Consider the following 23,117-nt stretch of genomic DNA (forward strand, 5'->3'; position numbering starts at 1 on the left):
GAAACGCCCGGTTACATTCCGAACCCGGAAGCTAAGCCTCGTAGCGCCGATGGTACTGCAGGGGGGACCCTGTGGGAGAGTAGGACGCCGCCGAACAATCATTGAAAGAGAAGCCCCCTCCCCTTCGGGAGGGGGCTTCTCTGCGTTAACCTTCGCCAATGCAGAACCTGACGCTCACCTGGCAGGCCTCGGCCGGCGCATCCGCGGCGCTGTACGCCTCGGCCTTCGCCGCCGGGCGGGCCCGTCGTGCGACGCCGGCCGCCCTGCTGAGAGAGGCCGGTACGCTCCTCGCGCTGTTCACGCTGTGGCAGGTGGTGGGTCATCTCTCGGTGATGAGCACGGACCACGCGCTGGACCGGGCGGAGTGGATCCACCGCACGGAGCTGGCCTTCGGCCTGCCGGACGAGGTGGCCTGGCAGCGGGCGGTGATGCCGCACCCGTGGCTCGTCCAGGGGGCGAACTACTACTACGCCACCATGCACTTCGGGGTGATGCTCGTCCTGCTGCTGTGGCTGTTCCTGAAGCACCGGGAGAACTACGCCTGGGTGCGGACGACGGTCGTGGCGACCACGGCCGCCTGCCTGCTGATCCAGTTCATTCCGGTCGCGCCGCCGCGCATGCTGCCGGGCAACGGCTTCGTCGACCTGGCCGTGCAGTACGGGCAGTCGGTGTACGGCGGCGCGGTGGCCGGTGTGGTGCCGGACCAGTTGTCCGCGATGCCCTCGGTGCACGTGGCCTGGTGCGTCATCGTCGCGGTGGCCGTGATCGTGGTCGGGCGGAGCCGCTGGCGCTGGCTGGTGGTGGTGCACCCGGTCCTGACCGTGGTGGTGGTCGTGGTGACCGCGAACCACTTCTGGGCGGACGGGGCGGTGGCGGTGGCCCTGCTGCTGGTGGTCTACCTGGTGCAGCACGCAACGGCGGGCTGGCGGGGCCAGACGGGCGTGCCGGGCGTGGTGCAGGTCCGGCCGGAGGACGGCCGCCGTGAGGCGAAGGAGCACAGCCCCGCCGTCCGCTGAGACGCGGAACGGACGGGGCTGCGGGGACTGCGGTACTGCGGCGATGCGGGGGTCACGGCAATACCGGGATCGCGGTTCTGAAGTGACCGCGGGAACGGCGCCGGACGCGACGGTGGGCCGGGCCCCGTGGGGGAGAGGTCCGGCCCACCCGTTCCGGGGGGGGTTACTTGAGCGGCAGTGCCGCTCGGCCCCAGCCGCTGTTGGTCAGCGACGCGGTCGCCCAGTACCAGGACGCGAGGCCGGAGACGGCGGCGACCCAGCCGGCGAGCTTGCCGAGGCCGGAGCTGTCGCCGAACGCGGCGACCGCGCCCAGCAGCAGGGAGACCGTGAGCAGGCCGTAGACGGCGCGTCCCAGCCAGCCGCCGCTGTTCCAGCCGGCGAGGGTGAGGGTGAGCGCCAGCAGCGCCCAGAGCAGCAGGAAGAGCCCCGCGGCGTTCTTGCCGGCGCCCTCCGCGGTCGACCAGGTCGCCCAGAAGGCGCCGAGGCCGGTGAACGCGGTGCCGGTGAAGCCCTCACCGACGTGCAGCTGCCACAGGCCCGCGACGAACAGCGCGATGCCGCCGACCAGGTGGGTGAGCGAGACGGCGTCCTTGACGCCGGCACCGCTGAGGGCGCCGGTGGAGAGCAGGCCGTATGCCAGAAGGGTCAGTCCGAGGGCCAGGTATCCGAGAGGACCCGCGTCGGCTCCTGCGGGTCGGGCGTCCGCCCCGGTAGCGACATTGCTCACCGGAGGCTCCTTTCACTGCGTGCCGGGATGGCGGCGTGTTCTGTGGGGGCGCACCGCGGCATGGGGGAGCGCGGTGCGTGACGGTGCACGGAGGTGCACGAGGAGGTGCGGTGCGGTGCACGGAAGGTGCGTGAGGTGCTGCGCGATGCCGGGCCGCGGGCGCACGGACGTGGACGTGCGGGCGGTTCTCCGGCTGGTGAGGACCGGCGGCGCGGCCGTCGGTCGGTGCCCCTCCGGGGTGATCCCCCGGTGATGGATGTGTACCCGGTCCTGGCGCCTTGTACCCTTGTGAATCACACAATTTGTGCAGTCGTCAGCTGTGTGGTGCCGCGGTCCGACCACCCGGTGAACGGGATTGAACGCGCCGGTGCTGCTGGGAGGTTGGCCGCGGCGGTCAGGCGTGCCGCTGCTCGGGCACCCGCAGGGTGAGGATCGCCATGTCGTCGGAGGGCGGCTCGGGGGCGAACCGTTCGACGGCGCGCTGGACCCGGGCGGCCACCGCGCCGGCGGTCAACCCTGTGCAGCCGGTGAGGACTTCGGCGAGACCGTCGTCGCCGAGCATCCGCCGGCCCTCGCGGCGTTCGGTGACGCCGTCCGTGACGCAGAGCAGCACCTCGCCCGGGGCGAGTACCAACTCCTCGGCGGTAAGGTCGAGTTCGTCCATGACACCGAGCAGCGGCTGCGGCGAGGCGGCCTGGTCGACCTGGCCGTCGGTGCGCAGCCGCAGCGGCAGCGGGTGGCCGGCGCACACCAGGGAGAGGGCGGTGGAACCGTCCGGCCGGGGCGTCAACTCCCCGTAGAGCAGGGTGAGGAAGCGGCTGCGGGTGCCCTCGTCGAGGATGGCGGAGTTGAGCCGGGCGAGGACCTGCGGCGCGTCCAGGCCCTCGCGGGCGAGCAGGCGCAGCGAGTTCCGGGCGAGGCCGGTGACGGAGGCGGCCTCCGGGCCGGTGCCGCAGACGTCGCCGATGGCGAAGCCGTAGGTGCCCTCGCGGATCGGGAAGATGTCGTAGAAGTCGCCGCCGACCTCGTTGCCCTCGCCGGCGGCCTGGTAGAAGACCTCGACCTCGACGCCGGGGATCTTCGGCAGCTCGGGCGGCAGCAGGGCGCGCTGGAAGGCCTGGCTGGTGGCGTTGCGCTCCGAGTACAGGCGGGAGTTGTCCAGGGCGAGCGCGGCGCGGCGGGAGAGGTCCTCGGCGAGTTCGAGGATCTCCTGGCGGAAGCGGACGCCGCTGCCGACGCCGAGGACGAGCAGGCCGATGACCCGGTTGCGGGCGGCGAGCGGCAGGACGACGGTCTCGCCGAGCAGGCCGGCGAGGGCGGGGCTGTCGCTGAGGCCGAGGCTGCGGGCGGTCTCGGCCGGGGCCTTCCAGAAGCGGGCGCCGGCGGCGGGGACGGCCTCCGGGGAGGTGGTCTTGTCGAGGACGTCGCGCAGCGGGTCGATCCGGTCCTCGTCCTCGTGCAGCAGGAAGGCGAGGTCGGCGCCGCCGTTCTGCTCGCCGGTGGTGTAGACGGCGCACCAGGCGGCGAGCTTGGGGACGGCCATCTGTGCCATCAGGGCGAGGGTCTGCTCGTGTTCGAGGGTGCCGGCGAGCAGGTCGGAGGCCTCGACGAGGAAGGAGAGCGAGCCGCGGCGCAGCTGTTCGAGCTCGGTGAGGCGGGCGCTCTCCAGGGCGAGGGCGATCCGGTCGGCGGCGAACTGCAGGCGCAGCGCGTCCTCGTTGTCGTAGCGGGCGGGGGCGCCGGCGGCGACGCCGAGCGAGCCGGTGAGGCGGCCCTCGACCTTGAGCGGGACGGTGATGAGGGAGCGCAGGCCGCTGCCGTTGAGCAGGGGTGCGGCGGAGGGGCGGACGGAGAGGTCCTCGTGGACGGCGGGGAGCCGGGCTGAGTCGTAGCGGCCGGCGCCGCCGTCGATCGGCAGGCGGGCGTAGCGGCGGCCGGAGCCGGGCAGGCCGGTGGCGGCGCGGACCTCGAACTCGGTCTCGTCGTCGGTGGTGAGCAGCAGGTAGGCGGCGTCGGCGTCGAGCAGGTCGCGGGCGCGGTCGACGATCCGCTGGAGGAGTCCGTCGAGGTCGCCCAGGTCACCGGCGGAGAGGGGGCCGACGAGCAGGTCGAGGGGTTCGATCGCGGCGGGGACCTCGGCGGCGGTGCCGGGGCTGCGCAGCACGGCGCGGTCGCCGTCCCGGACGAGCAGGCAGAGCGTGGAGGGGACGCCCGCGGCGTCGCGGAGGCGGACCTGGACGCCGTAGACCTCGACGGTCCGGCCGTCGCCGGCGCGGACGCCGAAGCTGCCCTCCCAGCGGGCGAGCCGGAGGGTCTCGGCGAGGCCGAGTCCGAGGCCGGGGGACTGCGGCCAGGCGGCGAGGTCGGCCCAGGGGCGGCCGAGGGCCTGGTCGGCGCCCTGGCGGAAGAGCGCCTCGGCGTCCGGGTTCCAGCCGCGGACGACGCCCTCGTCGTCGAGCTGGACGACGGCGACGCGCACCGGCCCGTCGGTGTCGGGGAGTTCGCCGCCGGGCAGGCTCGGCACGGCGTAGCGGGTGCCGTGGACGTGCTCGGGCAGGGCGAGCCGGAACCAGACGGTCTTGCGTCCGGCGGCGTACTCGACGCCCCAGCAGGAGGAGAGGGCGGAGCACATGAGCAGGCCGCGGCCGCCCTCGCCGTCCGGGTCGGCGTAGCGGTCGGAGGCGGTGGGCACGTTGGCGAAGGCCGGCAGGCCGCGCTCGGGGTGGTGGTCGGTGACCTCGATGCGGACGGTGGCCTCTTCGCGGACGCAGCCGACCTCGGCGGCGGTGCCGGCGTGGACGACGGCGTTGGTGACGAGTTCGCTGACGAGGACGACGGCGTCGTCGACGACCTCGGGCAGGCCCCAGCCGAGCAGTGCGTCGCGGACGAAGCCGCGTGCGGCGGCGGCCGAGCGGCCGGCCGGTTCGAAGGTGGCGGCTGCGCGCGCGGTGACCACGTGCCCACGGCTCCTCTGCTCTGGTCCGGTCTGCTCAGGTCCGGTCTGTTCCGGTCTGTTCCGGCTGTGCGGCCACCGGGAGGGTCCGCCACGGGGCCCGGTGCAGCGTTCCACCCTACTTTCCGCTTCGTTCCCCGCGTGGGCCGGGCGCCGAAACAGATCCCTGGGGGTGATTCTGCCCACGGATTCGGTGCGCGTGCGGTGAACCCTGTGCAAGCGGACGGACACCGGGCGCAGGTGCTGACAGACTGGGGGGTCCGCAGGACATGGACCGGCGACGTACGGTCGGGAGGGGTACCGGCGCTGCTGAGGGCTGCCGGGCCGCCCGAGCGGTACTGGAACGGTACCGGACAGTCACGATGTGGGAGGGTCCCGTTGAGTTCGGCCACCAAGGACGCCATCGCCACGACCGGGGACGCGGACCGCGCCGGCCACCGGGCCCGCGGGGTGCCCGGGCGGCGGTCCGGGCACGCGAGGGGCGCCGAGCCGGCCGACCTGCGCAAGCTGCTGGCTGCGCTGACCGCGATGCGGGACGGCAACTTCCGGCGGCGGCTGACCTTCCCCGGGGACGGTCCGCTGGCGGAGATCGCCGCGGTGTTCAACGAGGTCGCCGAGCGAAACCAGCACCTCACGGGCGAGCTGGCGCGGGTGCGGCGGGCGGTCGGCCGGGAGGGCCGGCTCTCGGAGCGGCTGGAGGCGGGTGTCGGCGAGGGCGCCTGGATGGCCGCCATCGACAACTGCAACGCGCTGATCGACGACCTGGCCCGGCCGATGGCCGAGGTGGGCCGGGTGCTGACCTCCATCGCGGAGGGCGACCTGGACCAGCGGATGGAGCTGCGCTCGGTGCACACCAGCGGGGCGAGCTACCCGCTGCGCGGCGAGTTCCTGAAGGTGGGCCGTACCGTCAACGGGCTGGTGGACCAGCTGTCGGAGTTCACCGACGAGGTGACCCGGGTCGCGATCGAGGTGGGCACCGACGGCAAGCTGGGCGGCCAGGCCCGGGTGCGCAGCGTCTCGGGCAGCTGGAAGGACCTCGCGGACTCGGTCAACACCATGGCGGGGCGGCTGACGGCGCAGGTGCGCAACATCGCCGAGGTGACGACGGCGGTCGCGAAGGGCGACCTGTCGCGGAAGGTCACGGTGGACGTGGCCGGCGAGATGCTGGAGCTGAAGAACACCGTCAACACGATGGTGGACCAGCTGAACTCGTTCGCCGCGCAGGTGACGACGGTGGCCCGCGACGTGGGCACCGAGGGGCGGCTGGGCGGTCAGGCGCAGGTGCCGGGCGTGGCCGGCGTGTGGCGCGACCTCACCGACTCGGTGAACTTCATGGCGGCGAACCTGACGGCGCAGGTGCGCAACATCGCCGAGGTGACGACGGCGGTCGCGAAGGGCGACCTGTCGCGCAAGATCGAGGTGGACGCGCGCGGCGAGATCCTGGAGCTGAAGAACACCATCAACACGATGGTCGACCAGCTGTCCGGGTTCGCGGAACAGGTGACGAGGGTGGCCCGCGCGGTCGGTACCGAGGGCATCCTCGGCGGTCAGGCGCAGGTGCCGGGCGTGGCCGGCGTGTGGAAGGACCTCACCGAGAACGTCAACTCGATGGCGAACAACCTGACCAGCCAGGTGCGCAACATCGCCCAGGTGACGACGGCGGTCGCGAAGGGCGACCTGTCGCAGAAGATCCAGGTGGACGCGCGCGGCGAGATCCTGGAGCTGAAGAACACCATCAACACGATGGTCGACCAGCTCGGCGCGTTCGCCGACGAGGTCACCCGCGTCGCCCGGGACGTCGGTACCGAGGGCATCCTCGGCGGCCAGGCGAGCGTGCCGGGGGTGTCCGGCACCTGGAAGGACCTCACCAACAGCGTCAACCTGATGGCCAACAACCTGACCAGCCAGGTGCGCAACATCGCCGAGGTGACCACGGCGGTGGCCCGCGGCGACGTCTCCAAGAAGATCACCGTCGACGCCAAGGGCGAGATCCGCGAGCTGGTGACGACCGTCAACACGATGGTCGACCAGCTGTCGGCGTTCGCGGACGAGGTGACCCGGGTCTCCCGCGAGGTGGGCACCGAGGGCATCCTCGGCGGCCAGGCCCGGGTGCGCGGGGTCTCCGGCATCTGGCGGGACCTCACCGACAACGTCAACTTCATGGCGTCCAACCTGACCAGTCAGGTGCGCAACATCGCCGAGGTCGCCTCCGCGGTGGCCCGCGGCGACCTGTCGAAGAAGATCACCATCGAGGCGCAGGGCGAGGTCAAGGCGCTCGCCAGCACCATGAACACGATGGTCGACCAGCTGTCGGCGTTCGCCGTCGAGGTGACCCGGGTGGCCCGCGAGGTGGGCACCGACGGCACCCTGGGCGGCCAGGCCTCGGTGCCGGGCGTCGGCGGCATCTGGAAGGACCTCACCGACAACGTCAACCTGATGGCCAACAACCTCACCGGCCAGGTGCGCAACATCGCCCTGGTCATCACGGCGGTGGCCCGCGGCGACCTGTCGCAGAAGATCGACGTCGACGTGCGCGGCGAGATCCTGGAGCTCAAGACCAGCATCAACACCATGGTCGACCAGCTGTCCTCCTTCGCCGACGAGGTCACCCGCGTCGCCCGCGAGGTGGGCACCGACGGCCGGCTCGGCGGCCAGGCCCGGGTGCCCGGCGTGGCCGGCCGCTGGCAGGACCTCACCGAGTCGGTGAACGAGCTGGCGAACAACCTGACCCGGCAGGTCCGCGCGATCGCCCAGGTCGCCACCGCGGTGACCCGCGGCGACCTGTCCCCGCGGATCGACGTGGACGCGTCCGGCGAGCTCGACGAGCTCAAGGACAACATCAACCAGATGATCGCCAACCTGCGCGAGACCACCCGCACCAACAAGGACCAGGACTGGCTGAAGACCAACCTGGCCCGGATGTCCGGTCTGCTGCAGGGCCGCCGCGACCTGGAGGCCGTCGCCTCGCTCATCATGACCGAGCTCACCCCCGTGGTCTCGGCCCAGCACGGCGCCTTCTTCCTCGCCCAGCCGTCCGGGCGGACGGCCGAACTGGTCACCGAGGACGACGACGAGAACGACACGGTGCTGCGCCTGATCGGCAGCTACGGCTACCAGCGGCGCACCATGCCGACGACGTTCCGGCCGGGCGAGGGCCTGGTCGGCCAGGTCGCGGTGGAGCGCCGTTCGATCGTGATCAGCCACACCCCGCCCGGCTACCTGAAGATCGCCTCCGGGCTGGGCGAGGCCTCCCCGGCGCACGTGGTGGTGCTGCCGGTGCTCTTCGAGGGCCGGCTGCTCGGCGTGATCGAGCTGGCCTCGTTCAGCGCCTTCACCGCCGTCGCGCTGGACTTCCTGAACCAGATCGCCGACCTGATCGGCGTCACCGTCAACACCATCAGCGTCAACACCAAGACCGAGGGCCTGCTCCTGGAGTCGCAGCGGCTCACCGCCGAACTCTCCATGCGGTCCGCCGAGTTGGAGGCCCGCCAGGAGGAGCTGGAGCGCACCAACGAGGAGCTGCAGGAGAAGGCCGAGCAGCTCGCCCAGCAGAACCGCGACATCGAGATCAAGAACAGCGAGATCGAGGAGGCCCGGCAGATCCTGGAGGAGCGCGCCGAGCAGCTCGCCCTCGCCTCCCGCTACAAGAGCGAGTTCCTCGCCAACATGTCGCACGAGCTGCGCACCCCGCTGAACTCGCTGCTGATCCTCGCCAAGCTGCTCTCGGACAACAACGAGGGCAACCTGTCGTCCAAGCAGGTCGAGTTCGCCGAAACGATCCACGGTGCGGGTTCCGACCTCCTGCAGCTGATCAACGACATCCTCGACCTGTCCAAGGTCGAGGCGGGCAAGATGGACGTCCGCCCGGCCCGGATCGCCCTGGTGCAGCTGGTCGACTACGTCGAGGCGGCGTTCCGGCCGCTCGCCGAGGACAAGAGCCTGGACTTCGCCGTCCGGGTCACCGACGACCTGCCGGTCACCCTGCACACCGACGAGCAGCGCCTCCAGCAGGTGCTGCGCAACCTGCTCTCCAACGCGGTGAAGTTCACCGACAGCGGCGCCGTCGACCTGCTGATCCGCCCGGTCACCAACGGCGACGTCCCGCAGCACGTCCGCGAGCAGCTGCTGGAGGCCGACGCGATCGGCGACCCGGACGAGGAACTGATCGCCTTCTCCGTCTCCGACACCGGCATCGGCATCCCCGGGAACAAGCTGCGCGAGATCTTCGAGCCGTTCCGGCAGGCCGACGGCGGCACCAGCCGCAAGTACGGGGGCACCGGCCTCGGCCTGTCGATCAGCCGGGAGATCGCCCGTCTGCTCGGCGGCGAGATCCACGCCGAGAGCGAGCTCGGCCGCGGCTCGACGTTCACCCTCTACCTGCCGCTGCGCGCCGACGCGACGGACACCGCCCCGCAGGACCGCCCGGGGGCCGGCCAGACGGTGCGCGCCGCGGTCGGCGTCACCCCGGTCGGGACACCGGTGCCGGTCGGCGAGAACCCGGCGGAGCACTGGGCCCAGGAGGTGCGCGAGCTGGCCGAGGAACGCCGCAGGGGCGCCGCCGAGCGGCGCCGCGCGGTCGAGGGCCGCACCCCGCGCCGGGCCCTGGAGGGCCGCGCCTCCGCCGAGCCGGTGGTCGCCGAACGGGAGCAGTTCCCCCGCCAGCCCGAACGGCCCGCCGACCGGTCCGGCGCCGCCGGCCAGTTCCAGGGCCGCTTCGAGGGCCAGCGGGTGCTGATCGTCGACGACGACATCCGCAACGTCTTCGCCCTCACCAGCGTGCTGGAGGAGTACGGGCTGGCCGTGCTCTACGCGGAGAACGGCCGCGAGGGCATCGAGGTGCTGGAGCAGCACGAGGACGTCGCCCTGGTGCTGATGGACATCATGATGCCGGAGATGGACGGCTATGCGACCACCGAGGCGATCCGGCGGATGCCGCAGTTCGCCGGGCTGCCGATCATCGCGCTGACGGCCAAGGCGATGAAGGGGGACCGCGAGAAGAGCCTGGAGGCGGGCGCGAACGACCACGTCACCAAGCCCGTCGAGACCGACCACCTGCTGGCGGTCATGCGCCAGTGGCTGGCGGTCGGGTAGCCGCCAGGTCCACCGGTCGGTCCGCACTGGCGGGTCCGACCGGGAACCGGGTAGTGTGCCGCAATCGTTGCGAACGGTGACCGAACCGTGACTGGGTGTCCCGGATCGGCAGTCCCGGCGGCCGGAGTTGCCGGGAGCGATGTGGTGGGCGAGGGGGTACGGCTAGCATGACCGGGTCAGTAGTGGGCGGCACGGGCGTGCCGACCCTGGGCAGGCAACCGGCAGGAGGGCGGGTCCTGGTGCAGAAGGCGAAGATCCTCCTGGTCGACGACCGGCCGGAGAACCTGCTGGCGCTGGAGGCCATCCTCTCCGCGCTGGACCAGACCCTGGTCCGGGCCTCGTCCGGTGAGGAGGCGCTCAAGGCGCTGCTCACGGAAGACTTCGCCGTGATCCTGCTCGACGTCCAGATGCCCGGCATGGACGGCTTCGAGACGGCGGCCCACATCAAGCGCCGCGAGCGCACCCGTGACATCCCGATCATCTTCCTGACCGCGATCAACCACGGGCCGCACCACACCTTCCGCGGCTACGCCGCCGGTGCGGTGGACTACATCTCCAAGCCCTTCGACCCGTGGGTGCTGCGCGCGAAGGTCTCCGTCTTCGTCGACCTCTACATGAAGAACTGCCAGCTCAAGGAGCAGGCCGCCCTGCTGCGCCTGCAGCTGGAGGCGGGCGAGGCCCCGGCCATCGGCGGTGCCCTGCTCGGCGAGCTCTCCGCCCGGCTGGCGACGGTCGAGGAGCAGGCGGAGGCCCTCACCAAGCAGCTGGACGGCTCCTCGGAGACGGCCGCGGCCGCGGGCGCCGCCCACCTGGAGCGCAAACTCGCCGGCCTGCGCCGCGCCCTCGACGCCCTCCGCCCCGGCTCGTCCTGACGGCCCGCCGGGCGCCTTCCCGCGTCCACCCGGTCGGGTGAGGCCGGGGCCCCGACCGGACGTCCGCGACACGCCGCCCTGCTCGCGCTCGGTCACATGTGCAGGCGTGCCGGCCGCCGGTAGGCTGCTGTGCCATGGCCACACGTACGCCCGGAAGCCAGGCACGCAACCCGAAGCCCGGGCCGGCCAAGAAGGCGCCGGCCAAGAAGGCCGCCGCCACGCCCGCAACACCGCGCAAGGCCGCCGCGAAGAAGGCGCCCGCCAAGAAGGCCGCGGTGCCCGCCCCGCCGCCGCCCCGCCCGATACTCTTCCGTGCCGTCCGGGCCGTCTGGCTCGGCCTCGCGCACTCCGTCGGCGCGCTCTTCCGCGGCTTCGGCCACGGCGCCCGCAACCTCGACCCGGCGCACCGCAAGGACGGCGTGGCCCTGCTGCTGCTCGCCCTGGCCCTGGTCACCGCCGCCGGCACCTGGTTCAGCCCGCAGGGCTGGCTCGGTGAGGCCGCCACCAACGTCGTCTCCGGCCTGTTCGGCCGGCTCGACGTGCTGGTGCCCTTCCTGCTCGGCGGCGTCTCGGTGCGGCTGATGCGGCACCCGGAGGTGCCGGAGGCCAACGGCCGGATCGTGATCGGCCTGACCGCACTGGTCGTCGGCATCCTCGGCCTGGTCCACATCGGCTGCGGAGCGCCCGTCATGTCCAGCGGGGCGTCCCGGATACGGGCGGCCGGCGGCATCGTCGGCTGGGCCGCCTCCACCCCGATGATGGCCGCCGCCGGACCGCCGCTCGCCGTGCCGCTGCTGATCCTGCTCGCCTTCTTCGGCCTGCTCGTGGTCACCGCCACCCCGGTCAACAAGATCCCCGAGCGGCTGCGCGGCCTCGGTGAACGGCTCGGCGTGGTCGAGCCGGCCCTCGCCGGTGCCCCCGCCGGCGACGGCTCCGCGGTCACCGGCGCCTCCCGCGGGCACTCCACCGAGCCGCCCGAGGACGCCGACCCCGACGCGCTGCCGTTCACCATCGACGACGAGGGCGCCGCCCCGCGCAGGCGCCGCCGCCGCAAGCAGGTCGACGACCCGGAACTCGCCTCGGCCGTCCCCGACATGTTCGTCAAGGACCCGTACGAGACCCGCGACCTCGCGGCCGGCGTCGCCGCGGACCTGGACGGCGCCCTGCTGTACGGCGTCCCGGGTTCGCCCGCCGTCGCCAGCATGATCCACCAGGTCAAGGACAACACCGCCCCGCCGGAGGAGCCCGCGGTGCCCGCCGCCCGCTCCGAGGGCGCGCCCGAGGGCCACGGCCCGGCGCCGGTGCGGATGGAGCAGCTCACCCTCGCCGGGGACATCGCCTACTCCCTGCCGCCGCTGGACCTGCTGGAGCAGGGCGCCCCGGCGAAGGCCCGCTCCCGGCTCAACGACGAGGTCGTCGCCCAGCTCACCGGCGTCTTCGCGGAGTTCAAGGTGGACGCCCGGGTCACCGGCTTCACCCGCGGCCCGACGGTCACCCGCTACGAGGTCGAGCTCGGCCCCGCCGTGAAGGTCGAGCGGATCACCGCACTGGCCAAGAACATCGCCTACGCCGTCGCCAGCCCGGACGTGCGGATCATCTCGCCGATCCCCGGCAAGTCCGCGGTCGGCGTGGAGATCCCGAACCGGGACCGCGAGATGGTCAACCTCGGCGACCTGCTGCGCTCGCGCGCCGCCGCCGAGGACGACCACCCGATGGTCGTCGGCATGGGCAAGGACGTCGAGGGCCACACCGTCATGGCCAACCTCGCCAAGATGCCGCACGTCCTGGTCGCCGGTGCCACCGGTGCGGGCAAGTCCTCGTGCATCAACTGCCTGATCACCTCCGTCCTCGTCCGCTCCACCCCGGACGAGGTGCGGATGGTGCTGGTCGACCCCAAGCGCGTCGAACTGACCGCGTACGAGGGGATCCCGCACCTGATCACGCCGATCATCACCAACCCGAAGAAGGCCGCCGAGGCCCTCCAGTGGGTGGTGCGCGAGATGGACATGCGCTACGACGACCTGGCGGCCTTCGGCTTCCGGCACGTCGACGACTTCAACGCCGCGGTGCGCGCCGGCAGCGTCAAGCCGCCGCTCGGCAGCGAGCGCGAGCTGACGCCCTATCCGTACCTGCTGGTCATCGTCGACGAGCTGGCGGACCTCATGATGGTCGCGCCGCGGGACGTCGAGGACTCGGTCGTGCGCATCACCCAGCTGGCCCGCGCGGCCGGCATCCACCTGGTGCTCGCCACCCAGCGGCCCTCGGTGGACGTGGTGACCGGCCTGATCAAGGCCAACGTGCCGTCCCGGCTCGCCTTCGCCACCTCGGCGATGGCCGACTCCCGGGTCATCCTCGACCAGCCCGGTGCGGAGAAGCTGATCGGCAAGGGCGACGCGCTCTTCCTGCCGATGGGCGCCTCCAAGCCCGTCCGCATGCAGGGCGCCTTCGTCACCGAGGCGGAGATCGCCAAGATCGTCCAGCACTGCAAGGACCAGCTGGGCGCCGTCTACCGGGACGACGTCACGGTCGGCGGCGGCCCCAAGAAGGAGATCGACGAGGAGATCGGCGACGACCTCGACCTGCTGATCCAGGCCGCGGAGCTCGTCGTCTCCACCCAGTTCGGCTCGACCTCGATGCTCCAGCGCAAGCTGCGGGTCGGCTTCGCCAAGGCCGGCCGACTGATGGACCTGATGGAGTCCCGGGGCATCGTCGGCCCCAGCGAGGGCTCCAAGGCCCGCGACGTCCTGGTGAAGCCGGACGAACTGGACGGTGTCCTGCTGACACTCCGTGGATGAGCCGCCTCTCACTCGTTCGGAGGAATGTGATAAGTAGGGGGAACCGCGCCGAGCAGTCGGCGCGTCCCTATCGGGGCGGGGACGAATTGTGCGTCCGGCCTGCGCTGACCTGCCGTCAGACGCGACCGGCAAGCCGCCCACGTTCGGGCCTATTCCGCTTGAGATTCGTTCCACCCCCGCCCCTAGACTGTTTTCTCAGCAGGTGGCCAACGCTCGAAAGGCGCGTCCAGTGACCATCGGCAAGTCCCCCGACCGTGGCAGCAGCCGGCCCTCCGCCCGCACGTCCCGGAACGAACCGGGGCAGCCGGCGCCGGCGGCCGACCAGCCTGCCGCTGACCTCCCGAGCATCGGTCGTGTGCTCACCACCGCCCGCATCGACGCCGCCCTGACCGTCGATCAGGTGAGTACGAGCACCCGCGTCCGCGTCCCCATCGTCCACGCCATCGAGCAGGACGACTTCTCCCGCTGCGGCGGCGACTTCTACGCCCGCGGCCACATCCGCGCCCTGGCCCGCGCCGTCGGCGTCGACGGCGAGGAGCTGGTGGCCCGCTACGACGCGGCGCACGGCGGCGCGCCCGCCGACCGCCGCCCGACCCAGCTCCTCGACACCGCCCCGATCAAGGTCAACGACCACCGCCGGCCGAACTGGACCACCCCGATGGTGGTCGCCATCCTCGCGGTGGTCGGCCTGATCGGCTTCAACCTGTTCGGCGGCCACTCCAACACCCCCGCGACCGGCGCCGCCAGCTCCCCGCTGGCCAGCGCCGCCGGCTCCGCCCCCGCCAGCCCCTCCGCCCAGCCCCCGGCCCCCGCGCCGAGCCTCGCCCCGATCGCCGCGGCCCCGGCCGACAAGGTCACCGTGAAGCTCGTCGCGGAGAAGGCCACCAGCTGGGTCTCCGCCAAGGACGGCAAGGGCAAGGCCCTGTTCTCCAACAACCTGGAGACCGGCCAGGACCAGACCTTCACCGACCCCAAGCAGATCAGTCTGGTGCTCGGCAACGCCGGCGCCGTGCACGTGTACGTCAACGGCAAGGACCTCGGTCCGGCCGGTGCCGACGGCCAGGTGGTGCACGTCACGTACACCCCGGGAGACCCGCAGGCAGGCTGAGTCGGGGTGCTCGATCGGCGCGCAGGGCCTCCGGGGCGAACGGCACCGGGGGCCGCGCGTTAATCTTGGCGTCATGCCTGAACGCCGTACTGTCGCCCTTGTCACGCTCGGATGCGCCCGCAACGAGGTGGACTCCGAGGAACTCGCCGGGCGACTGGAGGCGGACGGCTGGCAGCTGGTCGACGACGCAGCCGACGCCGACGTCGCCGTCGTCAACACCTGCGGGTTCGTCGAAGCCGCCAAGAAGGACTCCGTCGACGCCCTGCTGGAGGCCAACGACCTCAAGGGTCACGGCCGCACCCAGGCCGTCGTCGCGGTCGGCTGCATGGCCGAGCGCTACGGCAAGGAGCTCGCCGACGCGCTGCCCGAGGCGGACGGCGTGCTCGGCTTCGACGACTACTCCGACATCTCCACCCGGCTGCAGACCATCCTCTCCGGCGGCCACGTCGAGGCCCACACCCCGCGCGACCGCCGCAAGCTGCTGCCCCTCACCCCCGTCGAGCGGCAGGCCGCCGCCGCCGAGGTCGCCCTGCCCGGCCACGGCGCCCCCGAGGACCTCCCCGACGGCGTCGCCCCGGCCTCCGGCCCCCGCACCCTGCGCAAGCGGCTCGACGACAGCCCGGTCGCCTCGATCAAGCTGGCCTCCGGCTGCGACCGCCGCTGCTCCTTCTGCGCCATCCCGGCCTTCCGCGGCTCGTTCATCTCCCGCCGCCCCTCCGACGTGCTGAACGAGGCCCGCTGGCTGGCCGAGCAGGGCGTCCGCGAGGTCGTCCTGGTCAGCGAGAACAACACCTCGTACGGCAAGGACCTCGGCGACATCCGACTGCTGGAGACCCTGCTCGCCGAGATCGCCGACATCGACGGGATCGAGCGCGTCCGGGTCAGCTACCTGCAGCCCGCCGAGATGCGGCCCGGCCTGATCGACGCGATGACCTCGATCGACAAGGTCGTGCCCTACTTCGACCTCTCCTTCCAGCACTCCGCGCCCGCCGTGCTCCGCCGGATGCGCCGCTTCGGCTCGACCGACCAGTTCCTGGAGCTGCTGGACGGCATCCGGGCCAAGGCCCCGCAGGCCGGCGCCCGCTCCAACTTCATCGTCGGCTTCCCCGGCGAGACCGAGGCGGACTTCGCCGAGCTGGAGCGCTTCGTCTCCGGCGCCCGCCTCGACGCGATCGGCGTCTTCGGCTACTCCGACGAGGACGGCACCGAGGCCGCGACGCTCGACGGCAAGCTGCCCGAGGACGTCGTCGCCGACCGCCTCGCCCGGCTCTCCCGGCTGGCCGAGGAGCTCACCGCCCAGCGCGCCGAGGAGCGGATCGGCACCGAGGTGCTGGTCCTCGTCGAGTCCGTCGAGGACGGCACCGTCGAGGGCCGCGCAGCCCACCAGGCCCCGGAGACCGACGGTCTCACCACCCTGCTCGGCGCGGACGACGCCGAGGTCGGCCGGTTCTACCGGGCCGTGGTGGTCGCCACCGAGGGCGTCGACCTCGTCGCCGAGGTCGTCGGCGACGCCGCGCCAGGAGCGGACGCGTGACCAAGGGGCCCGGCGCCCCGACCGCGGCCCCGCCCGGCCGCCCCGGGGCCGCGCCGTCGCCGCAGCAGCCGGGCCTGTGGAACATCGCCAACGTCCTGACGATGATCCGCCTGCTGCTGGTGCCGGTCTTCGTGCTGCTGCTCTTCGCGGACGGCGGCCACGACCCCAAGTGGCGCTCGGTCGCCTGGGCCTCGTTCGCCATCGCCATGATCACGGACGTCTTCGACGGCGAGCTCGCCCGCCGCAAGGGCCTGATCACCGACTTCGGCAAGATCGCCGACCCGATCGCCGACAAGGCGATCATGGGCGCCGCCCTGATCGGCCTGTCGATCCTCGGCGACCTGCCCTGGTGGATCACCGCGGTCATCCTGGCCCGCGAACTCGGCATCACCCTGATGCGGTTCTGGGTCATCCGGTACGCCGTCATCCCGGCCAGCCGCGGCGGCAAGCTGAAGACGCTCACCCAGGGCATCGCGGTCGGCATGTACGTGCTGGTGCTGACCGGTCCGCTGGCCACCGCCCGCGCCGTCGTCATGGGCGCCGCCGTGCTGCTCACCGTCGCCACCGGCCTCGACTACGTCGGCCAGGCGGTCCGGCTGCGCCGCGAGGGCCTGGCCGAGCAGCGCGCCGCGGAGAAGGCCGCCGGCCGATGAGCACCCCGGACGGCGGCGCCGAGCAGGACGGCACCGCCGAGCAGGAGGCCGCGCGGGACGGCGGCGCCGGTGACGGTCTCGCGGAGCGGGTGCACGCCGCGCTCCGCGGGCGGAGCGCCACCGTCGCCGTCGCCGAGTCGCTGACCGGGGGTCTGCTGGCGGCGGCTCTGGTCGACGTCCCGGGCGCCTCCGCGACCTTCCGGGGCTCCGTCACTGCGTACGCGACCGACCTCAAGGCGTCCGTGCTGGGCGTGGACGAAGGGTTGTTGGCCGTCCACGGCCCCGTCCATCCGGTGGTGGCCCGCCAGATGGCCGAGGGCGTACGGGCGCTGCTCGGTGCCACCTACGGGCTCGCCACCACGGGGGTGGCCGGACCGGAGCCGCAGGACGGCGTGCCGGTCGGCACCGTGCACATCGGTTTCGCCGGTCCGTCGGGAACACGGGCCGACTCCCGGGTGTTGTCGGGGCAACGTGCAATCATCCGTCGCACGACGGTGGCAGCCGCACTGGAGCTGCTGCTGGAGCGCCTAGCGAGTGACGGTCCGTCGCGCTGAGCTTTCCCGAAATCTCCGAATCGGCCGCCCGAGCTGGAGGATCGTGTTACAGCACAGGCCCCGGGCGGGCAGAACAGAGCCAAGCCGAGTCACCGCGTGGCGACGCCACGGGCCCGGACGACGCACAGCGGACGCCCGGGCGGGGTACGGAACGGGAGGGGACAGCCTTGCAGCCCAGAGTGAACACGACCACGGTCCCCGCACGCGATGCGGACGAGGCGGTACGGTGGGGTCGTGACATCTCGATCCGCAGTCCGAGGAGGGAGGCACCGATGATCCTGCTCCGTCGCCTGTTGGGCGATGTGCTGCGTCGGCAGCGCCAGCGCCAGGGCCGCACACTCCGCGAGGTGTCGGCGGCCGCCAGGGTTTCGCTCGGCTACCTCTCCGAGGTGGAGCGGGGGCAGAAGGAGGCTTCCTCCGAGCTGCTCTCCGCCATCTGCGACGCGCTCGACGTCCGGATGTCCGAGGTCATGCGCGAGGTCAGCGACGAGCTGTCCCTCGCCGAACTTGCGGCGATGGCCACCCTCTCGGAGGGTGATCTGCTGAGGCCGGTCCTCGAACCGGTTCCGCTGCCGGCCCCCGGTGTCGATCGGGCCGGCACGACCGTGCCCAAGGCAGCAGCCATGGACGTGGTCGCGGCCTGACCGGACCTCGCCCTCCCCGACCAGGGGAGCGAGTGAAGGAGGCCCCGGTGCGCAGAGTCGGTACGGCACGAGCCCAGGTGCTCGTCAGGGCGGCCGGGCGGGCCCACCTCAGGTGGGTCGGCCCGGCCGCCCTGCTGTGTGCGGCCGCCGGATGGTGGCTGTTCGGTCCGGGCGCGGCCGGGGACGGCCCGGCGCTCGGCATACTCGCGGCCGGCGGCTGGGGGCTCGGGCTGCTGCCCGTGCACACCGACCGCCGGCTGACCGGCCCGGCCCGGCGACCCCGGGCCGTCCCGCCGGACCCGGACCCGGACCCGCGGAACCTGCCGGACCTGCCGGACCGCGACGGACTCGGCCCGGCGGCCTAGGCCCCCGCGCGCGGATCGTGCCGGGCGTACGACGCCGGGCCGTCTCCCCGGCCCCGACGGGCCGGGAGGTGCCCCGCCCGCCTCTGGGCGGTTCGCCCGGGCGGCTCAGGAGCGTGCCTCCGCGACTATCGGCCGCGGTCCTGGGGCCGCAGGCGGTAGCCGCGGGGGGTGGGGTGGAAGCCGGCGGTCTCCAGGACGGGGCCGAGCGGAGAGGTGAGGGCGGCCTCGCCGTTGGCGCGCTCCACCGTGACGCTGCCGAGCGCCCCCTCGCGGGCCGCCCGCCCCAGGGCCTGCGCGGCCGTCGCCAGCACTTCGCCGTCCGCCCAGGACAGCAGCGACTTGCCGCCGCGCTCCACGTACAGCACCAGCTCGCCGTCGACCAGGACGACCATCGCACCCGCCTTGCGGCCGGGCCGGTGGGCGGAGCCCTTGGCCGGGGAGGCACCCGGCGGCTCCGGCCAGTCCAGGGCGGCGCCGTAGGCGTTGGCCGGGTCGGCGGCGGCCAGCACCAGGGCCTCGGGCTGGTCGGCGGCGCCCGGGCCGCCGGCCGTCCAGCCCTGGGCGCCGGCCCGCTCCAGCCGTCCGCTGACCGAGCGCAGCCGGTCCGCGGCGCCGTCCATGGCGAACTGGGCGCCGCCCAGCCCCTCGACGAAGTACCCGCGGCGGGCCCGGCCGCGCTCCTCGAAGGCGGCGAGCACCCGGTAGACGCCGGCGAAGCCGCCCGGGACGCGTTCGGCGGCGACGGTGCCCCGGGTGAGGACGCCGTGCCGGTCGAGCAGGCTCTGGGCGCGGGCCGCGGCCAGGGCGGTCGCCTCGGCGGCGGGCTCCGGCAGCAGTGACCAGCGGCCGGCCGTGGTGGGCGGCCCGGGGCGGCGGGCGCCGTAGGCCCGGCCGGCGCCGCCGAAGCGGCCGCGCGGGGTGGCGCGCGGTGCCCGGTGGGCCGTCGATCCGGCCGTCCGGCCGGAGCCGAGCAGGGCGCGCAGCGGGGCCAGCGAGTCGTTGGTGACGTACCCGGCCCAGACCAGGTCCCAGAGGGCGTCGGCGAGGGCCGTCTCGGCGGTGTCCGGCTGCCGGTCGGCGAGCTGGCGGAAGAGCAGGCCGTACCCGCCGGAGAGGGCCTCCAGCAGCTCGGTGTGGACGGGGGTGAGCGCGGGCGGCACCGGCTCGGGGCGCAGCAGGTGGGCGTTCTCGGCGAGGTGGAGGCTGATCCAGCCGTCCTTGCCGGGCAGGGCCCCGGCGCCGGCCCAGCCGACCTCGCCGGAGACCATCAGCTCGTTGAGCATCTCGGGGGCGTAGTCGTTCAGCCGGGCCGGGAGGATCAGCTTCTCCAGGGCGGAGGCGGGCAGGGCGGTGCCCTGGAGCTGCTCGACCACCCGGTAGAGGCCGTCGAGTCCGCGCAGCCTGTGCCCGGCGAGGTGCTGCCACTGCGGGAGGAAGGCGGCCAGCGAGCGGGGCGGCACCGGCTCGACCTCCTGGCGGAGGGCGGCGAGCGAGCGGCGGCGCAGTCGGCGCAGCACCTCGGCGTCGCACCACTCGACGGTGGCGGTGTGGCCCTCGACCGGCCGGAACTCGCCCTGGACGAGGCGGCCGGCGGCGGTGAGCCGGTGCAGGGTGCCGGTGACGACCGCGGAGCCGAGGCCGAAGCGGGCGGCGGCCTCGGGGGCGGTGAACGGGCCGTGGGTGCGGGCGTAGCGGGCGAGCAGGTCGCCGAGCGGGTCCTTGACCGGCTCGGTGAAGGCCTCGGGGACGCCGACCGGCAGGGGGGTGCCGAGGGCGTCGCGGAGCCGGCCGGCGTCCTCGATCGCGGCCCAGCGCAGCTCTCCGCCGACCCGGACCTGGATGGCCCGGCGGGCGGACTCCAGCTCCGGCGCCCAGAGCGGTTCGGCGCCGCGGACGGTGAGTTCCGCCTCGGAGAGCGGGCCGAGCAGCCGCAGCGCGTCGGCGACGCCCTCGGCGTCCTTGATCCGCCGTTCCGGGGTGAGTCGCCGGAGTTCGGCCTCCAGCTGGGCGAGGACCTCCGGGTCGAGGAGTTCGCGCAGCTCGGCCTGGCCGAGCAGTTCGGACAGCAGCCGGGAGTCGAGGGCGAGCGCGGCGGCGCGGCGCTCGGCGAGCGGGGAGTCGCCCTCGTAGAGGAACTGGGCGACGTAGCCGAAGAGCAGCGAGCGGGCGAAGGGGGAGGGCTCGGGGGTGGTGACCTCGACCAGGCGGACGGCGCGGGACTCCAGGTCGCCCATGAGCTCGACCAGGCCGGGCACGTCGAAGACGTCCTGCAGGCACTCGCGGACGGCCTCCAGCACGATCGGGAAGGAGCCGTACTCGGCGGCGACCTCCAGCAGTTGGGAGGCGCGCTGGCGCTGCTGCCAGAGCGGGGTGCGGCGGCCGGGGCTGCGGCGGGGCAGCAGCAGGGCCCGGCCGGCGCACTCGCGGAACCGGGAGGCGAACAGCGCGGAGCCGCCGACCTGGTCGGTGACGAGCTGTTCGATCTCGGCGCTGTCGAAGAGCGCGGCGTCCGCGCCGACCGGGGCCTCGTCGGCGGGCGGCGCGTCGGGGGAGGGGAAGTCCAGCAGGTCGGCGTCGGGGAGTCGCAGCACGATGCCGTCGTCGGCGTGCATGACCTGCGGGTCGAGGCCGTGCTTCTCGCGCAGCCGGGCGCCGAGGGCGAGCGCCCAGGGGGCGTGCACCTGGGCGCCGAAGGGGGAGTGGACGACGATCCGCCAGTCGCCGAGCTCGTCGCGGAAGCGCTCGACGACGATGGTGCGGTCGTCCGGCAGGTGGCCGCAGGCGGCGCGCTGCTCGGCGAGGTAGGTGAGCAGGTTGCCGGCGGCCCAGTCGTCGAGGCCGGCGGCCTTCAGCCGCTCGGTGGCCCGCTCGGGCGGGAGCGCGCCGAGCTCGCGGACGAAGGCGCCGACGGCGCGGCCGAGTTCGAGCGGTCGGCCGAGGGTGTCGCCCTTCCAGAAGGGCAGCCGCCCGGGCACGCCGGGGGCGGGGGTGACGAGGACCTTGTCGTGGGTGATGTCCTCGATCCGCCAGGAGGTGGTGCCCAGGGTGAAGACGTCGCCGACCCGGGACTCGTAGACCATCTCCTCGTCGAGTTCGCCGACCCGGCCGCCGCCCTTCTTCCCCGTCTTCGAATCGGCGCCAGTCGTGCCGGCGATGAAGACGCCGAACAGGCCGCGGTCGGGGATGGTGCCGCCGGAGGTGACGGCGAGCCGCTGGGCGCCGGGCCGGCCGGCGACGGTGCCGGCGACGCGGTCCCACACCAGGCGGGGGCGCAGTTCGGCGAAGGCGTCGGACGGGTACCGGCCGGCGAGCATGTCGAGGACGCCGTCGAACGCGGACTGCGGCAGGGAGGCGAACGGGGCGGCCCGGCGGACGAGGGCGAGCAGCTCGTCGACGTCCCAGGTGTCCAGGGCGGTGACGGCGACCAGCTGCTGGGCGAGGACGTCCAGCGGGTTGCGGGGCATCCGCAGCGCCTCGATCCGGCCGGCGCGCATCCGCTCGGTGACGACGGCGGACTGCACCAGGTCGCCGCGGTACTTAGGGAAGACGACGCCGGTGGAGACCGCGCCGACCTGGTGGCCGGCCCGGCCGACGCGCTGCAGGCCGGAGGCGACCGAGGGCGGGGACTCGACCTGGACGACCAGCTCGACGGCGCCCATGTCGATGCCGAGTTCCAGGCTGGAGGTGGCGACCACGGCGGGCAGCCGGCCGGCCTTGAGGTCCTCCTCGACCTGGGCGCGCTGCTCCTTGGAGACCGAGCCGTGGTGGGCGCGGGCGATCAGCGGCGGGGCGCCGCCGGCGGCCCCCGAACCGCCCATCAGCTGGGCGGGGGCGTGCGCCTCGGGCAGCGGTTCGCCGGTGGCGCGCTCGTGGGCGATCTCGTTCAGCCGGTTGCAGAGGCGCTCGGCGAGGCGGCGGGAGTTGGCGAAGACGATGGTCGAGCGGTGGGCCTGGACGAGGTCGACGATGCGCTCCTCGACGTGCGGCCAGATCGAGGTCTGCCGTGCGGGGTCGTTGTCGTCGCCGGCGGCGGAGGGCAGTTCGTCGAGGTCGGCGACCGGGACGACCACCGACAGGTCGAACTCCTTGGCGGCGGGCGGCTGGACGACGACGGCGCCGCGTTGCGGGCTGAGGAAGCGGGCGACCTCCTCGACGGGCCGGACGGTGGCGGACAGGCCGATCCGCCGGGCGGGTGCGTCCAGCAGCGCGTCCAGCCGCTCCAGGCTGAGCGCGAGGTGGGCGCCGCGTTTGGTGCCGGCGACGGCGTGCACCTCGTCGAGGATCACCGTGTCGATGCCGCGCAGCGCGTCCCGGGCGGCCGAGGTGAGCAGCAGGAAGAGCGACTCGGGGGTGGTGATCAGGATGTCCGGGGGGTGGGAGGCGAACCGGCGGCGGTCGGCGGCGGGGGTGTCGCCGGAGCGGATGCCGACCTCGATCTCGGGCTCGGGCAGGCCGAGCCGGACGGAGGCCTGGCGCAGGCCGGTGAGCGGGGCGCGGAGGTTGCGCTCGACGTCCACCGCGAGGGCCTTCAGCGGCGAGATGTAGAGCACCCGGCAGCGGCGCTTGGGGTCGGCCGGCGGCGGGGTGGCGGCGAGCCGGTCCAGCGCGGAGAGGAAGGCCGCCAGGGTCTTGCCGGAGCCGGTGGGGGCGACGACCAGGACGTCCGTCCCCCGGCCGATCGCGGTCCAGGCCTCGGCCTGGGCGGCGGTGGGCGCGGTGAAGGCGCCGGTGAACCAGGCCCTGGTCGCCGGGGCGAATCCGGCGAGGGCGTCCGCGGGGCTGTGCTGGGCCATGCCCCCCATGGT

At 73.5% G+C, this 23,117-nt stretch carries 13 protein-coding genes and 1 rRNA gene; 11 read left to right on the forward strand and 3 right to left on the reverse strand.

Annotation, left to right across the window (positions count from 1 at the left end; translation table 11 throughout):
• Together rrf and IE98_RS43020 are read left to right on the forward strand one after the other, a co-directional pair.
• Window positions 1-96, forward strand: a 5S ribosomal RNA gene (rrf, locus tag IE98_RS44995); the annotation flags it as partial.
• A gap of 62 nt (window positions 97-158) precedes the next feature.
• Complete coding sequence (locus IE98_RS43020; RefSeq protein WP_078661275.1) at window positions 159-1,016, forward strand: phosphatase PAP2 family protein; 858 nt, start codon at window positions 159-161, stop codon at window positions 1,014-1,016.
• A 163-nt stretch (window positions 1,017-1,179) separates the two neighbouring features.
• On the opposite strand, the gene IE98_RS0124910 is transcribed toward IE98_RS43020, so the two are convergent.
• Window positions 1,180-1,743 (reverse strand): acetate uptake transporter, encoded by a 564-nt coding sequence (locus tag IE98_RS0124910; RefSeq protein WP_030272528.1) that lies wholly within the window; start codon window positions 1,741-1,743, stop codon window positions 1,180-1,182.
• A gap of 394 nt (window positions 1,744-2,137) precedes the next feature.
• Entirely contained in the window at window positions 2,138-4,699 is a 2,562-nt protein-coding gene (locus IE98_RS0124920) for a SpoIIE family protein phosphatase (protein WP_030272530.1), read from the reverse strand.
• Between the two features lie 525 nt (window positions 4,700-5,224).
• Between IE98_RS0124920 and IE98_RS0124925 the strand changes: the two genes are divergently transcribed.
• From IE98_RS0124925 to IE98_RS0124965, 9 genes are all read left to right on the forward strand, one after another.
• A complete protein-coding gene (locus tag IE98_RS0124925; protein ID WP_078661289.1) occupies window positions 5,225-9,787 on the forward strand; it encodes a HAMP domain-containing protein in 4,563 nt (1,520 codons plus the stop codon).
• A gap of 236 nt (window positions 9,788-10,023) precedes the next feature.
• Window positions 10,024-10,659 (forward strand): response regulator, encoded by a 636-nt coding sequence (locus IE98_RS0124930; RefSeq protein ID WP_030272534.1) that lies wholly within the window; start codon window positions 10,024-10,026, stop codon window positions 10,657-10,659.
• A gap of 134 nt (window positions 10,660-10,793) precedes the next feature.
• Complete coding sequence (locus IE98_RS0124935) at window positions 10,794-13,454, forward strand: FtsK/SpoIIIE family DNA translocase (protein ID WP_030272536.1); 2,661 nt, start codon at window positions 10,794-10,796, stop codon at window positions 13,452-13,454.
• Window positions 13,455-13,683: 229 nt separating this feature from the next.
• Window positions 13,684-14,562 carry a helix-turn-helix domain-containing protein gene (locus IE98_RS0124940; RefSeq protein WP_030272537.1) on the forward strand — a complete coding sequence of 293 codons (879 nt, stop codon included), beginning with the start codon at window positions 13,684-13,686 and terminating at the stop codon, window positions 14,560-14,562.
• A gap of 73 nt (window positions 14,563-14,635) precedes the next feature.
• Entirely contained in the window at window positions 14,636-16,096 is a 1,461-nt protein-coding gene (gene rimO / locus IE98_RS0124945) for a 30S ribosomal protein S12 methylthiotransferase RimO (protein ID WP_030272539.1), read from the forward strand.
• On the forward strand, window positions 16,093-16,749 hold the full coding sequence (gene pgsA, locus IE98_RS0124950; RefSeq protein WP_030272541.1) for a CDP-diacylglycerol--glycerol-3-phosphate 3-phosphatidyltransferase: 657 nt from the start codon (window positions 16,093-16,095) through the stop codon (window positions 16,747-16,749). Before rimO ends, pgsA begins: the two co-directional genes overlap by 4 nt.
• On the forward strand, window positions 16,746-17,303 hold the full coding sequence (locus tag IE98_RS0124955; RefSeq protein ID WP_078661276.1) for a CinA family protein: 558 nt from the start codon (window positions 16,746-16,748) through the stop codon (window positions 17,301-17,303). The genes pgsA and IE98_RS0124955 overlap by 4 nt, the downstream gene beginning before the upstream one ends.
• 272 nt (window positions 17,304-17,575) lie before the next feature.
• Window positions 17,576-17,947 carry a helix-turn-helix domain-containing protein gene (locus IE98_RS0124960; RefSeq protein ID WP_030272544.1) on the forward strand — a complete coding sequence of 124 codons (372 nt, stop codon included), beginning with the start codon at window positions 17,576-17,578 and terminating at the stop codon, window positions 17,945-17,947.
• 47 nt (window positions 17,948-17,994) lie between these two features.
• Window positions 17,995-18,312 carry a hypothetical protein gene (locus tag IE98_RS0124965; protein ID WP_159401044.1) on the forward strand — a complete coding sequence of 106 codons (318 nt, stop codon included), beginning with the start codon at window positions 17,995-17,997 and terminating at the stop codon, window positions 18,310-18,312.
• Window positions 18,313-18,437: 125 nt separating this feature from the next.
• Here the strand turns inward: IE98_RS0124965 and IE98_RS0124970 are convergent, their stop codons facing one another.
• Window positions 18,438-23,114 (reverse strand): ATP-dependent helicase, encoded by a 4,677-nt coding sequence (locus tag IE98_RS0124970; protein WP_030272548.1) that lies wholly within the window; start codon window positions 23,112-23,114, stop codon window positions 18,438-18,440.
• Window positions 23,115-23,117: the final 3 nt, after the last annotated feature.

Origin of the sequence: Streptomyces sp. NRRL B-24484 (assembly GCF_000717715.1) — a bacterium.
GTDB lineage: Bacteria > Actinomycetota > Actinomycetes > Streptomycetales > Streptomycetaceae > Kitasatospora.